Origin of the sequence: Paenibacillus sp. FSL M7-1414, assembly GCF_038003195.1 — a bacterium.
In the GTDB taxonomy this organism is placed as follows: Bacteria; Bacillota; Bacilli; order Paenibacillales; family Paenibacillaceae; genus Paenibacillus; species Paenibacillus amylolyticus.
This window is the reverse complement of sequence record NZ_JBBOOS010000001.1, coordinates 5053921-5068345: the sequence shown is the minus strand read 5'-3', so window position 1 is coordinate 5068345 and position 14425 is coordinate 5053921. Positions and strand designations below refer to the sequence as shown.

Sequence of the window (14425 nt, the reverse complement as noted above, 5' to 3'; positions counted from 1 at the left end):
CAGGCGCTCCGATAACGGGCGCCTGTTTGTGCATGTTATAACTGCAGATCTTACGCCGCAGTAACTTGTTTGCCGCGATTGCGAATCCACTTGATGACATCCATCAGAATGACGGCGACAAGAGCAAGTCCGCCTGCAATCAGGAACTCATTCCAGCCGAATGTATCCGGGATGGCGAAGACACCGCGAACACCAGGAATCAGTGTGATTGCATAGAGACAGAGACATACCAGAATGGAGCCAAGCACGAATTTATTGGTCGTAAAGCCCACCTGGAAGATGGTTTGTGTATTGGAACGTGCTGCAAATGTTTGCAGACTGCGTGCGAGAATCAAGGTTGTGAAGGCCATAGCCACACTGATTTCCTCCGAAATACCAAGTCCAATATATTGGGATACGATAACAGCTGCACCAATCAGGACACCACGTGTAATCACGGCCTGCAGGGTTCCACCTGCGAAGATGCCTTCGTTAATGTCACGGGGTTTACGCCGCATGACATCTGGCTCGGGTTTCTCTGTACCCAAAGCAATGGCAGGCAGGGAGTCGTTCACCAGATTGATGAACAGTAGCTGAAGGGCCGTAAATGGATTAACCCAGCCGACAATCAAGGCAAACAAAATGGCGATAATCGCGCCGAGGTTACCGGCAAACAGGTATGCGATGGCTTTTTTGATGTTATCAAATACCATCCGTCCAACACTGACCGCATTTACAATGGAGACAAAGTTATCATCCGTCAGAATCATGGCAGCCGCATCCTTGGCGACATCTGTTCCGCTACCCATCGCTACGCCGATGTCGGCTTGTTTCAGCGCGGGTGCGTCATTAACTCCATCTCCGGTCATGGCTGCCACTTTGCCTTTACGCTGCCAAGCACGCACAATCCGGATTTTGTTTTCAGGAGATACCCTTGCGTAAACCGAGATATGTTCGAGTTGTTGATCCAGCTCCTCATCAGACATTTTGTCCAGTTCGGCTCCGGTAATGGCGAGATCATCCGGTTCGGCAAGGCCGATATCCACACCGATCGCCTGAGCCGTCGTTTTGTGATCTCCGGTGATCATGATGGTGCGAATGCCCGCTTTTTTGGACTCTTCAATAGAACCGTATACCGCTTCACGCGGTGGGTCAATCATCGCTGTCAAACCAACCAGTGTCAGATCATGCTCGTCATCAATGGTGACCTGGTTTTTATCATCGAATTTTTTGTACGCGTAGGCCAGCACACGGAAGGCACGTTTGGAGAAGGCCTCATTTTTTTCTTCAAATTGTGTGCGAATCTCGGGTGTGAGGGGCTGAACCTCACCGTTGATAAACACATGACTACAGCGACTGAAAAGCACATCCGGTCCACCTTTGGTCAGCAAAGCCGTCTGTCCCTCAAAGGTATGCACCGTACTCATGAGCTTTCGATCCGAGTCAAAAGGAAGCTCAGCTTCACGCGGGAACTGGTCACGGATTTCATTGTAATCCTTGTTCACCCGGTTGCTGAAGGCAATGAGGGCCACTTCGGTTGGATCACCCAATTCCTTGCCTTCCTGGTTAATATTCGAATCATTGCAGAGCACTGCAATATGTAACAAACGTCGTTCCTCTTCTGACCACTGATCAGGATCATCCGGGAATTCGTCCTTGGTGCCATGGGGAATGTAATAATCAACAACAGTCATCTTATTCTGAGTTAGTGTTCCTGTTTTATCCGTACAGATGATACTGGCAGAGCCGAGCGCCTCAACGGCAGGCAGTCTGCGAATGATCGCATGTTGTTTGGCCATCTTATTTGTTCCGAGTGACAATACGATAGTCACAATGGAGGATAACGCCTCAGGAATGGCAGCAACTGCAACAGCTACAGCAAACATCAGTGCATTCACGATGGATGGTCCGATATTCTCCGTACCTTCGGTCAACCATACACGACCCGCTTCAATGCCAAAGATGAGAATCGACAAGCCTAGGATGAAAAAGCCCAGTTTTTTGCTGAATGATTCCAACTTGCGTTGTAATGGCGTGTTCTTGGCTTCGGCATTTTCAATCAATTCGGCAATTTTGCCGATTTCGGTTTTGAGAGCCGTACCTGTAATGACAAGCATACCCCGTCCATATACGACGAGTGAGCCACTGAAGGCCATATTGCGACGATCTCCGATTGGAGCCTCATCCGGGATGGTATCGGCGTGTTTCTCCGCAGCTTCGGATTCTCCGGTCAACATGCCTTCGTTGATTTTCAGACTTCCTGATTCCAGGATACGCCCGTCTGCCGGGACATAATCACCTGCATCCAGCATAACAATATCACCGGGAACGAGTTCCCTCGCTGGAATGGTTTTTTTCTGCCCGTCACGAATGACTTTGGCTTCGGGTGCAGACATTTGTTTCAGCGCGTCAAGCGAACTCTCGGCTTTTTTGGTCTGCACTACACTGATCACCGCGTTGAGCAAAATAACCAGGAATATGATCAATGATTCAATCAGATGTCCAAGTACAACCTGTACCGCGGCTGCAATCAGCAGCACGATGACCATCGGATCTTTGAAATTTTCGAGGAACAGTTTCCAGACGGGTGTTGCATCTTTACCTTTTAACTCGTTATATCCTTCCGTTTCAATTCTCTTGGCAGCTTCGGAGGTCGTAAGTCCCTTGGAGGAACTCTGTACATCCTGAAGGGTTTCCTCCGCACTGTGTCTGTAATGTTGCAATTGACCAGCTCCTTGAATATTAGATTTCTCTGTGTATTACCCTTACGGGCAAAATCTAGAATCGTTTCATTTTCGTATTTTTTTAAGATTATGGATTTATACGTTTTAGCTGTACACAGTATTTTTCATAATGATCCGAGATATGCCTTTTTTTGAATGTTATTATTTCCAGTTTGGATGATAGTCTGGAGAACCATATATAGATGTTGGATCAGAAACTGTGTGCACCATCACACTAGCTCATATCAGGGTCTGTTACGCTATTACATAACGAACTGCGTTTAATCTATGTTTGGAGGGGAAACCATATGTTTTGTTATCAGTGCGAACAGACGCCGAGTGGCGGGTGTACCGTGGTAGGGGTATGCGGCAAAAACGAAACAATCGCAAGTTTGCAGGATACGATGATTTTTGCGTTAAAAGGCATCGCTGCTTATGCGACACATGCACGCCAGTTGGGATATTCTGATCCTGAGGTGGATCGGATTACACATGAGGCATTATACATGACATTAACGAACTCGAATTTTAATGTACAGGAACATCTGGAGATGGCGATGAAGGTAGGTAATGCAGCAATCCGCATTATGGATGTGTTGGATCGTGCGCACACGGATCGCTTTGGTGTACCGCAACCGATTACGGTTAGCCAGAACCAGATTGAAGGACAGTGCATCGTGGTAACAGGGCATAATCTGTATGCATTGGAGGAGTTGCTTCGTCAAACTGAAGGGAAAGGAATCAACATCTATACCCACTCGGAAATGTTGCCTGCGCACGGTTATCCGGCGTTGAAGAAATACGCCCATCTAAAGGGTAATATCGGCAAAGCCTGGTACGATCAAAGAAGACTTTTCGAACAATTCCCGGGTGCTATTCTTGCAACAACCAACTGTGTCATGCCGATCAAAGGCACATATGCAGACCGCTTTTACTCTTACGAAGTGGCGGGTCTGGACGGTGTGGCTAAGATCATGGATGATGACTTCTCACCGCTGATTGAACGTGCATTGTCTCTGCCTGCGGCTAATGTACAGTCGGAGCAAGTCTTAACGACAGGATATCATCATGAGACCGTAATTGGGCTTGCGCCCGAGATTATTCAAGCGGTAAAAGACGGTCATATCCGTCGATTCTTCGTTATTGCAGGTTGTGATGCGCCGGGGAAAGGTGGCAACTACTATCGTGAACTCGCGACATCCTTGCCGAATGATACTGTAATTCTGACGACTTCCTGTGGTAAGTTCCGCTTCAACGATGTGGATTATGGTACGGTTGGAGACACGGGTATACCGCGTTATATCGATCTGGGTCAATGCAACAATTCCGGTTCTACGGTGAAAATTGCAATGGCTTTGGCGGATGCTTTTGGCTGTACCGTGAACGAGTTACCTGTCAGCATTGTGCTGTCCTGGTTTGAGCAAAAAGCAGTTGCAATCCTGCTTGGCCTGTTTAGCCTTGGCATTCAGGACATTCGAATTGGACCAAAGCCGCCTGAGTTCATATCGGAAGGTGTCTTGGATGTACTCGTAGATATGTTTGGTCTGAAGTTAATTACAACGGCAGAAGAAGATATGAACGCGATGTTGGCACTGTCATAGGATGAGGATGTATATTTACGTGCATCGCCATCTGATGACTGCGAATGTCGGTTGTGAGTATGAAGAGTATGACTCATAAGTACAGATGGATAAGAGCCTACATAAGAGTAGGCTTTTTTGCTTTTTCGACTTTCATAGGTCCATATACCTTGTATAAATGAACATGCAATGTCAGGGAAATTAGTTTTTTTATCCTATTGAAGTTTTTTCATGGAAATGTGTATATAGATAGAGGCATATTAGATCATAACACATCACAAAACACGGGTTTACCGTAATATGAGGAGATCGTACATAATGCATGACACACAGATTGAAGATTGGTTGAAACTCGCAGGAGGCAAGGAGAACATCAAGCTCGTAGAACACGTTAAGGGCACGACGACGCTAGCACTGAAGGAAAGTACACAATTGAACATGTCGGTTCTTGCCTCCGCAGATGTTGTAGCAGATATTCGGGTAACAGGTGAGCAGTGCCGTCTGGTAATAAGAGATGAATCTTCACTTATCTACAATACGTTACTGGGTATGAACGCTTGGGAATCTACAGGGACAGCGTTGCAGGAAGCGGGACACGCGAAGAAAAACGGATTCTCGATCTTACATTTTGTATCCGATGTATTCAGGCCCTTGATGCCTGCGATTCTCGGAGCCGCTGTTATTAAAATTATAGTCGCCATTATTGCGTTAATGGATACGTACAGTTCTGCGGACTCTTCTGCGTTGATGGACAGCCAGACCTTTACGATCTTCAGGATCATTGGAGACGGTGTATTTTATGTACTGCCTATATTGGTAGCAATCAGCATAGCTTATCGGTTGAAGAGCAATATCTATGTTGCAGCATCTATTGGCGGACTCATGTTTTATCCGGAGATGACCATGCTGATGTCAGGGGAAAAAGAGGTGCATTTCCTGGGTTTGCCACTTGTGTCTCAGCCTGCTTTTTACTCTACGCCCATCTGGGTCATTCTAACGATCTGTGCAGCCGCCTTCTTGGAAAGAGTCGTTGAACGATGGAGCCCAAAATTCTCCAAAGGGATGGTTGCTCCATTCCTGACGTTACTGATTCTTGTTCCGCTAGTATTGATGATACTTGGTCCAGTCGGAACCTGGATTGATGAGTATCTTCCGGAGGCATTGGATTCACTAGTAGCTAATGCTCCAGTGTTGTCGGTGATGTTACTGGGAGCTGTCTTCTCACTGATGTTAATTATAGGATTACACTACTGGCTGATTGCCATCATCATTAATGAAATGGTTATGAATGGTGGTTCTATGGTGATTGCTGCCATGTTAGTGGCGATTGTTGGACAAGCGGGGGCTGCGCTTGCAAACGGAATCCGCTCGAAAGAGCCAACATCCAGAAGACTTGCTTTCTGGGCTACTGGAACAGCCCTCCTTGGAGTTGTAGAGCCTGCATTGTATGCGGTCAACATGAGAAAAAGATCCTCTTTCTATGCGGCATTGCTGGGTGGAGCTGCGGGTGGACTATATTTCGGATTGTTATCTGTCAAGGCATTTGCTATGGTGGGGAATCCGAGCTTGGTCAGCCTCCCGCTCTTCATCGAAGAGGGTAGCCTGAATCTGTTACACACTTGCATTGGTGTGGTTATCGCGTTTGGTGTCTCAGGTGGACTAACGTATTGGATGGCAGGAAAAGGACAGAAACGGGGACAGGGGTCACCGAAAGCCAGCATTGAGTAATACGTAAAACGTAGCATTGAAAAGTAGTATTAAAGTTGTAAGAAAGAGCCTGTGCCTTGTGGTACGGGCTTTTTTGTTGTGTTTTTCTGATTAATGTAATTATGAAATGTATAATCGCTGTCCTCCATGTTATTCAAGCCATACCTTGTTGGTTATGGAGTTGTCATGTATTTTGATATAGTGAAAACTATAAATCTGGATTACTAATCCCTTTGAAAGGATAACCTATGTCTGACAACATGGAATGGATTGCTCAATGGAAGTCAACGAATGCACTAAGCAACGCATGGATAACAAAAGGCGAGCTGCATCACTTTTTCAGTCACACCTTGATATTTATCATTGATGGAAAAGCGATCTGGAATATAAATGGACACCGAGTTCACGTCTCCTATGGAGAATTAATTGCGGTTGAAGAGAACTCCGTAATGGAGGTCATTGAAGGTGGCAACCTAGATCTGGCAGGCTGGCATGTTCAGTTCGATACATATTCGGTGCTGCATGATAGACGGGAAGCTGAGAAGTTCGAATGGCGGTTACCATCAGGAGAGGCGTATCAGAAAGTGCAACTGTCCGGTGGAAGTCTGGCAAGTATCATTCAGCATTGGAGTGAAGTGCATACACAGGATCAGAGTGCAGAAAGGGTTGGCCATCAGCATTTGTTATATGAGTTGTTAAGTAATCTATATCGGAAACAGCCGGATAACGAGTTGAAGCCAGAACACGGTATACTTCGCTCCATTGACTACATGCAGCAGCATTATGATCAGGTCATTACACGTACACAGTTAGCTCAGATCGCCGGTATTAGTCCATGGCATTATTCCCGCAAATTTAGTGAACGATATGGTAAGCCACCTCTGGATTATCTGGCACACTACCGGATCTACCGTGCGCAGGAAGAACTGTTATTAACAGATGCAACCTCACAGGATATTGCCAAAAAATCTGGATTTGAAGATGCTCATTATTTTAGCCGACGCTTCAAACAACTGACTGGCGTATCACCTAAGATATATAGGCAGACGATGACGCAGCGCAAGATGGTGTCACTTTCTCCAATCTGTGCAGAAATTATGATTCATCTGGGTGTCATCCCCCATGCCGTAGTGGTCACCCCAATCCTGCTGTCCCCACATCACCATGAACAATTTACAGCGTATGGAGTAGAGATGCTGGAGGTAACACAGTATGAGGTGGAGATAGAACTTGTTCGACAGCTTCAACCGGAGATGTTGATAGGAAACGTATTGACGGAAGAGGTCAAAAGGGAACTGCGCACAATTGCACCGATTCTAACCGGACTTCATCAAGATGTAGAACCAATGCTCGATCAATTGGCAGCCTGGTTTTATAAAGAAGATGAGGCTTATAGACTGCATCAGCAGATGAAACACGAAATCAGCGTAGCTAAGCGACAGTTGCAACCCTTCATCCAATCCGCGTCCACTGTCATGCTGCTGAGGGTAGAAGCGTTTGGTTATCGATATCTGGGTGGGCATTCACACGGGGTATCACATTTGTTATATGAACAGCTTGGATTAACACTGCCGCAAGCACTGGATTCAGGTACAGCATGGTTTAACCCTTGTTCGCTTGAACTGCTCACACAAGCCAATCCCGATTATCTGTTTGTGGAGAAGCGGATCATGCAGCACTTCAGTGCTGAAGAGAATATGAGGAAACTATGGGAGAGTCCGCAATGGAACGAGCTGAAGGCTGTGAAAAATAATCGGGTATTTTACGTAGATACTCACCTGTGGGTAGACGGTCACGGAATAACGGGACACACTCTGATTCTTAATCAGATCATTCGCCATTTTGCGGAATCTTTTCATGAGAGAGCACAATAATCCAACTGAATACGCACGATATGCTATGGAAGCAACACTTCTTATTTGATACTATTTGATAATAATTATCATTATCAATATACATAAGGGGCGAAGTATATCATGTCACGAAGATTTAAAGGGTTGGGCATCATGCTGTTGGTGATCAGTATGATGTTGGCGGCATGTTCCGGTGGAACCAAGGAAGAGAATGCTACAGCTGGAACAGCAGGGGCTTCAACTGAAGGAGCAGCGAGTACTGCAGAAGAAACAGCGACTGAAAGTGGGACTAAGGTGGTGAAGGATCAGTTTGGAGAAGTAACGATTCCAACTCATCCTCAAAATCTGGTTGTGTTTGATTCGATTTATGCCGAGTATCTGATTGAAATGGGTGTTACACCCCAAATCGTTTTGTTAACTCCAGAAGTTGAAGCGGAATACCGCCCTGATTATTTGAAAGAACACGGGGTCCAAATCATTGAAGTCGAGCAATATCAATATAATTATGAGCAGTTGCTTGCGTTGTCACCGGATATGATCCTTGCAGCTGGCGAAGGTATGGAACAGGGTGTATATGATGAATTGTCCAAAATCGCTCCTACGGTGGCACTGGATGCCAACAGTGAAATGAAACGTGCTATGCCAAAGCTGGCTGCCATATTTGACAAGAATGAAGAATCTGCCAAAGTACTGGCTGAATTCGATGAGAAAGCCTCACAAGCGAAAGAGAAAATCGCGGCAGCCCTGGGAGACAAGACCGTATTGGTTCTCCGGGTTGAGCACAATCGTTACCGTTTCATGGGTCCCAAAGGAGGAAGCAGCAGTGTTTTCTTCTATGATATCCTGGGTCTGAATAGTCCTGAAGCGATCAAAGACTCTACAGATTGGTTTAGCCAGTTCTCCCTGGAATTCTTGCCCGAGATGAATCCGGATTATATTTTCCTGGAAGACAGAACCCTCGTAGGTTATGACACGAAGAAATCCATGGAAGATCTGAAAGCAAGCCAGGTGTGGTCGAATCTGGAGGCTGTGAAGAATGATCATGTCTTCCCGTTGAAGACAAGCCAATTCGTATCCGGTGTGGGTCCGATTGGTTCTGTAAAATTGATGGACTACGTTGTTGAAAAGTTGGTGCCATAGATGACGATGGAGACACAATTGGATATCTACGATATTACCATCGTTGGTGGGGGACCTGCTGGAATGTACGCCTCCTTTTATAGTGGCATGAGAGCCATGCGTACCAAGATCATCGAAGCCAAACAGGAACTCGGTGGATTCATGCGTACTTACCCGGAGAAGCTGATCTGGGATGTAGGCGGGATTGATCCGATTCGCTGTGAGAAACTGATTGAATCGCTGGAAAGACAGGCGAGAACGTTCGATCCAACGATTGTATTTGGGCAGGAAATTGCTGAGCTTGAACGACGTGAGGACGGTGTATTTGAACTCATTTCCAAAACAGGGGAGCGTCATTACACACGTACCATCCTGTTATGTGCGGGCAGAGGCATGACTCAGGTGCAAAAGCTGGATGTCGAGGGTGCCAATCGGTATGAGCTGTCAAATCTGCACTATACGATAACCGACCTGTCCCGATTTGCCGGGAAGCGTGTTCTGATCTCGGGTGGCGGTGATTCCGCAGTCGACTGGGCGAATGAAATGGGCAAGATCGCAAGTGAAGTTACGGTAGCACACAGACGTCGTGAGTTTACCGGACACGAGTCGCCAGTTGCTCAGATGAAAGCTCAAGCGAGCGTCATGACGCCATTTAACATCTCACGCTTATACGGTACAGGTGACAAAATCGATCGTGTTGAGCTAGCCCATGTAGAAACTGGTGAGATCACACTTGTTGAAGTGGATGAAGTTGTTGTAAGCCATGGGTATGATCGTGATTTCGGTAACCTTGTGCAATGGGGACTGGCGCGGGAAGATTACGGCGTATCCGTTGATCAGCGCATGCGTACCAACATTCCAGGCATATTCGGAGCGGGTGATTTCATCACTTATGGAAGCAAAGTCAGGCTGATCGCAGGTGCTTTTAACGATGCGGTGCTCGCAGTCAACAGTGCCAAGACGTATTTGGAACCTGCTGCTTCCGATATGGCCGGTGTATCTTCTCACAATGCCCGGTTTTATGAAAAAAACAAAGCGCTCTCCAATACGTAGATAGGTTTATACGGAGGGAAGGCAATCTGAAGAGCCCGAACAAGTTCGAGATCTCCTCGAAATTGTTCGGGCTTCAAAAAAAGTTTACACAAACAGCGCCCACCAGAACGAGGTGGCGCTGTTTTATTTGGTTTGAACATGTCACTATTATCAATAAGGATACGCTGAGATGGATAAACGGTCTTGAATCTCCAGACTGCCGATCTTGGCGAATGGATAGATGATTTTCTAAGGAGCTCAGGACATCTTATTTGGCCTTCAGCTCATCTTCTTAAATTGTAAGGAACATCAGACACGTTATCTACCAAAATCCCCTTATAAAAACACTGAAAACGGCTTGTTAATCGGATATAGAGTGTCTCAAGTTCTTTAGGTTTCTGTAGGCGCTTCAAATCGTTGAATAAGACGTCTCAGATTCGTCAGTGCTTGCTCTCACTTGAAGGGCACGTTCTCACACATTCAGGATTCAGTGCGCTTGCCTACGCTGAACACGTTCAGGTTCGGTTTCGGGTCTCACTAGATTTGAAAACTCGCGCTAATTCAGCTCAGTCTGTCCACTTGCGAGTCGATCTGCGATCTCTTCGGCTTGTAGAATGGAGGTATAGGGATCAGCAGTGAAATATTTATGAATATCCAGTTTGTAGATATGGTCGTTCTGCACCGCAGGCAGATTGTCCCAGACATTAGGCAACAGGGAGTGATCTTTCGTGCCTTCTGTAACCATCATCAGCAGGTAATCACCTACATACTCTCCAAAGACCTCCGCGCTAGCTTCCAGATTTTCTTTGCCTAGGTCCAGAAGATCTGACTTCACCTTGGGTGCCGGAGTTAGTCCAAGCAATTCATAGGCTGCTCTTCCACCACGATTGGCGCTGTTGCCAATAATGGCTGGGTTCTTCAAAAAGTTAAAATCGGCAACGGTGAAGGTGGCACCGTCTGGAATTACACCTTTAATTTTGGCCTGAGCAGCTACGATCCGTTGTTTAAACGATTCGTTCCAAGTTATGGCTTCTGCTTTGCGGTTCAGAATCTCGCCCATGGCTGTCACTTCTGCTTCCATGGAATCATACTGATCGGGTACGAATACGACAGTCGGAGCGATTTTGGAATAGGTCTGAAATTTCTCCTGGTCCCATGTGATAATCAGATCCGGTTCCAGCTCTACCATTTTCTCAAGTGAAACCTCACTATGGTTACCCAAATCCGCGCTATCCACAAGTTTGTCACGCAGGAACATTCCATAATCCAGCAGGCTGCTCGGCACACCAACAGGTGTTACGCCGACAGCCAGAACATGTCCTATATTCCAGTCAACGACAACCCGCTCCGGGTTGAGGGGAACTGTAACGTCTCCCATCATCGTGGAGAGTGTTCTTGTTTGCGGTGTGGTGTTTCCTGTATCTGTCGCCCCAGGTTTCATCGTCTCTTTCTGGTTACAACCACTAATGAAAATGGCCATGATCAGCAAAACAGGCAGGGCCATACGATACCAAGCTTTCTTAAACAACATGACAAACCCTCTTTCTAATTGATAATGATTTTCATTTAATATAACTGTAGAGGGAATCTTGCGATTTCACAATAACCGATTCGGAAGCGAAAGCATAACCATTTCAGAACTCAATCGACAGGTTGAATTGAGAATGATTATCATATATGATGAGGCGAAGCTTTGGAAGTAGTAACGAGGAAACACAAAGAAAGGTCCATGACGATGAACATAGAAGAATACGGGGCATTATGGGAGCATATAACGATCCGATTACTGGATATTCGAATCATTACCGTTAACATCACTGAAGATCCTAATACGTGGACGCTTCCCTCGAATGCTTTTTTATTAATTACGAATGGCAAGGGAAAGATTTGGCTCGGTCAGGCAATGCATCACATCAAAGGGACATATATTCTGCACGCCTCCAAAGGAACGCGTCTGGATTGTCTGGCTAAGAAGCCGATGGAAATACATGTGTTGTCGTATTCGTCACCAGAGTCAGAGAAGCCAAAGACTGAACGATCCCAAACATATACTGGGGTGGAGTCTTTGCAAGTAAGTTTTGGTTTTGAACCAATAGATCCGATACCATTAATTGAGATTATGCAGTTGATGTACAGACAATGGAATGAACTACAGTCAGCAGGCCGGATTCAAACCAAGGCGTTGTTCTACCAATGGCTCGCCGAGATGCTGAAACAAATGCAGGAGCAGAGGTTTAACGATGCTAAGCTGGATCGGGTAGATCAGGCGGTGCATTATATGAAACGTCACTACGGAGAACCACTTAAGATAGAACAGGTAGCTGAAATGCTGAATTGTAGTCCAAGGTATCTGAACCAATTGTTTCAGCTTCAATTAAATACGAGTCCCAGCCGTGTGCTGTCACAGATTCGGATGGAACAGGCATTAAAACTACTGGTGAGCACGAATGGGACCTTACAGGAAATCGCGGAGAGAGTAGGCTATGAGAACGGCTACACGCTAAGTCGTTATTTCAAGAAACATTATGGTGTATCTCCTGAGTTTTACAGAAAGCGTCGAGAGTGCAGTGCTCCAGATGTAGCCCTGCAAACATTCCAACCACTTGCCGTTCTGGAAAGTCATTATTCGGGATGGAGCGAACGAACGGTACCTATAGTTGAAGCTGACAAAAACCAGCCAAAACAGAAGATTATAGATCTACAAGGAGTCCAAGTGAGGAAGCCCCCAGCGCCCGAGGTACCAAGAGCCAGAACTCGAAAACTTGCCACAAGCATGGGCGAGATTACGATACCGACCAAGCCTAGCCGTGTTGTCGTGGACTGGAATTTGGGAGAAGTGCTGGCATTGGGAGTGACGCCTCTTGGAGCGCCGCATTCACTCATTGAAAGTAACCAAATGCTGGAGCCTTATATCTATGATCAAGTACAGGATATCGGCAATCATAATTTTATCTCGCTCGAAAAAGTGCTTGAACTGGAGCCCGATTTGATTATCACCTGGAATCCTGCTGCCTACGCTTCCTATGCCAGAATTGCACCTACGGTGGTCTATGGAGAGACTGGTTACGGCTCTGTCGCGGAGGAGATTCGAGAGATGGGACGTATTCTGAATCGCCAGACAGAAGCCGAAACATGGATTAAGGAATACAGGCGGAGAGTACATACTTTGCAGCAAACGATCCCGGGCAAGGTCTCCGCAGAGAAGACATTTACCGTCATTGATCCGAACTGGGGAGAACATATTACCCTTGTGGGAAATACGGGAACTCGTGGAGGTAAGGCAGCCTACGGGTTACTGAACTTGAAGCCAGCAGGCAAGGTTCGCCAGGAACTATTGGAGCCGGGCCTGGAATACCTGGATATTGCGCGGAGTGCGGTAGGTGGGTACCTGGAGGACTACCTGTTGGTGTTGGATAATGGTCCAAGACACGGACTTGATCAAGCTTCAGGCAAACCATGGCAGAAGTCCATCGAGACAGATCACTGCCGGATTATTAGCCTTGACTGGAATAGATATTTTCTATCCGACCCGTTGTCTGCGGTACTTCAAGCCGAGGAAATGGCAGACCGGATTATGGCATATTAATTGTCGCTCACGCAATGAACTGTAAGACTTATCGACCAGATATCATATATGCATATCCCGAAATGAGCGAACCATATATGTGAATATCTGGTGAATTTCTCGATGTTTAAGTCCATGATGGTTTGTTCTCCATTATACTTGATGAAAACGGACGAGGAGATGGACTCCAAATGAAAAAACAAATGTGGATCATTGCAAGTGTTGTAGTTGTGATTGTAATCGGAACCTATCTGTTTGCAAGCAATACGGGCAAGGAAGAGGCGGGTACAGCCAATGCGCCCAACATCCGAAAATTGGTGGAAGATATCAGCACAGGAAAAGAAACACCGGAATCTGCCTCCATTAATGCCAAACAGTTAATCGTCACCGATCAAGATGAAAAAACCATTACATATGATTTGCCTGAAAATGAATTTTTCCTTTCCATTGCACCCTATGTGGACCAGACCCATCCCTGTGCAATTCATAGCTTGACCGGTTGTCAGGGGGAAATGAGCAATAAGGAATTCAGTGTTACCATTCACGATTCTCAAGGCAACACTTTTATGAAAGATGCAGTGATGAAGTCTGGTGCAAACGGATTTATGGATTTTTGGGTGCCTAGAGACAGAACCTATCTGATTCGTATTGTTGGAGATGGAAAGGTTGCAGAAACGCAATTGTCTACATACGAAAATGATAATACATGCATCACTACGATGCAGTTGAGTTAACAGCAATCAATAGAAGGGAAGGATGCCTTTTGAGCTATCCTTTCCTTTTTTATTTCATAAAAGAATGGGAATAAGGTACTTTCCATTGACAAAAATCCATTCCTACGGCATAATCCAATAGTGATAATGATAA

9 protein-coding genes are annotated in these 14425 nt (G+C 46.0%); 7 read left to right on the top strand and 2 right to left on the bottom strand.

The window, feature by feature from the left end; translation table 11 throughout:
* Positions 1-50 precede the first annotated feature (50 nt).
* A complete protein-coding gene (locus MHH92_RS21990; protein WP_076318795.1) occupies positions 51-2702 on the bottom strand; it encodes a cation-translocating P-type ATPase in 2652 nt (883 codons plus the stop codon).
* 308 nt (positions 2703-3010) lie between these two features.
* Between MHH92_RS21990 and hcp the strand changes: the two genes are divergently transcribed.
* From hcp to MHH92_RS21965, 5 genes are all read left to right on the top strand, one after another.
* Complete coding sequence (hcp, locus tag MHH92_RS21985) at positions 3011-4303, top strand: hydroxylamine reductase (protein WP_338706709.1); 1293 nt, start codon at positions 3011-3013, stop codon at positions 4301-4303.
* A 297-nt stretch (positions 4304-4600) separates the two neighbouring features.
* Positions 4601-6010 carry a PTS transporter subunit EIIC gene (locus MHH92_RS21980; RefSeq protein ID WP_338706707.1) on the top strand — a complete coding sequence of 470 codons (1410 nt, stop codon included), beginning with the start codon at positions 4601-4603 and terminating at the stop codon, positions 6008-6010.
* Between the two features lie 227 nt (positions 6011-6237).
* Complete coding sequence (locus tag MHH92_RS21975) at positions 6238-7863, top strand: helix-turn-helix domain-containing protein (protein WP_340906278.1); 1626 nt, start codon at positions 6238-6240, stop codon at positions 7861-7863.
* Between the two features lie 102 nt (positions 7864-7965).
* Complete coding sequence (locus MHH92_RS21970; protein ID WP_340906276.1) at positions 7966-8982, top strand: ABC transporter substrate-binding protein; 1017 nt, start codon at positions 7966-7968, stop codon at positions 8980-8982.
* 6 nt (positions 8983-8988) lie between these two features.
* The gene (locus tag MHH92_RS21965) at positions 8989-10014 is read left to right on the top strand and encodes an NAD(P)/FAD-dependent oxidoreductase (protein ID WP_340907738.1); all 1026 of its coding nucleotides are present in this window, start codon (positions 8989-8991) and stop codon (positions 10012-10014) included.
* A 535-nt stretch (positions 10015-10549) separates the two neighbouring features.
* Here MHH92_RS21965 and MHH92_RS21960 read toward each other — a convergent pair.
* Positions 10550-11524 carry an ABC transporter substrate-binding protein gene (locus tag MHH92_RS21960; protein ID WP_340906274.1) on the bottom strand — a complete coding sequence of 325 codons (975 nt, stop codon included), beginning with the start codon at positions 11522-11524 and terminating at the stop codon, positions 10550-10552.
* Between the two features lie 204 nt (positions 11525-11728).
* Between MHH92_RS21960 and MHH92_RS21955 the strand changes: the two genes are divergently transcribed.
* Both MHH92_RS21955 and MHH92_RS21950 read left to right on the top strand, forming a co-directional pair.
* Positions 11729-13579 carry an AraC family transcriptional regulator gene (locus tag MHH92_RS21955; protein ID WP_340906273.1) on the top strand — a complete coding sequence of 617 codons (1851 nt, stop codon included), beginning with the start codon at positions 11729-11731 and terminating at the stop codon, positions 13577-13579.
* Between the two features lie 170 nt (positions 13580-13749).
* On the top strand, positions 13750-14292 hold the full coding sequence (locus MHH92_RS21950) for a CueP family metal-binding protein (protein WP_340028767.1): 543 nt from the start codon (positions 13750-13752) through the stop codon (positions 14290-14292).
* Positions 14293-14425 lie beyond the last annotated feature (133 nt).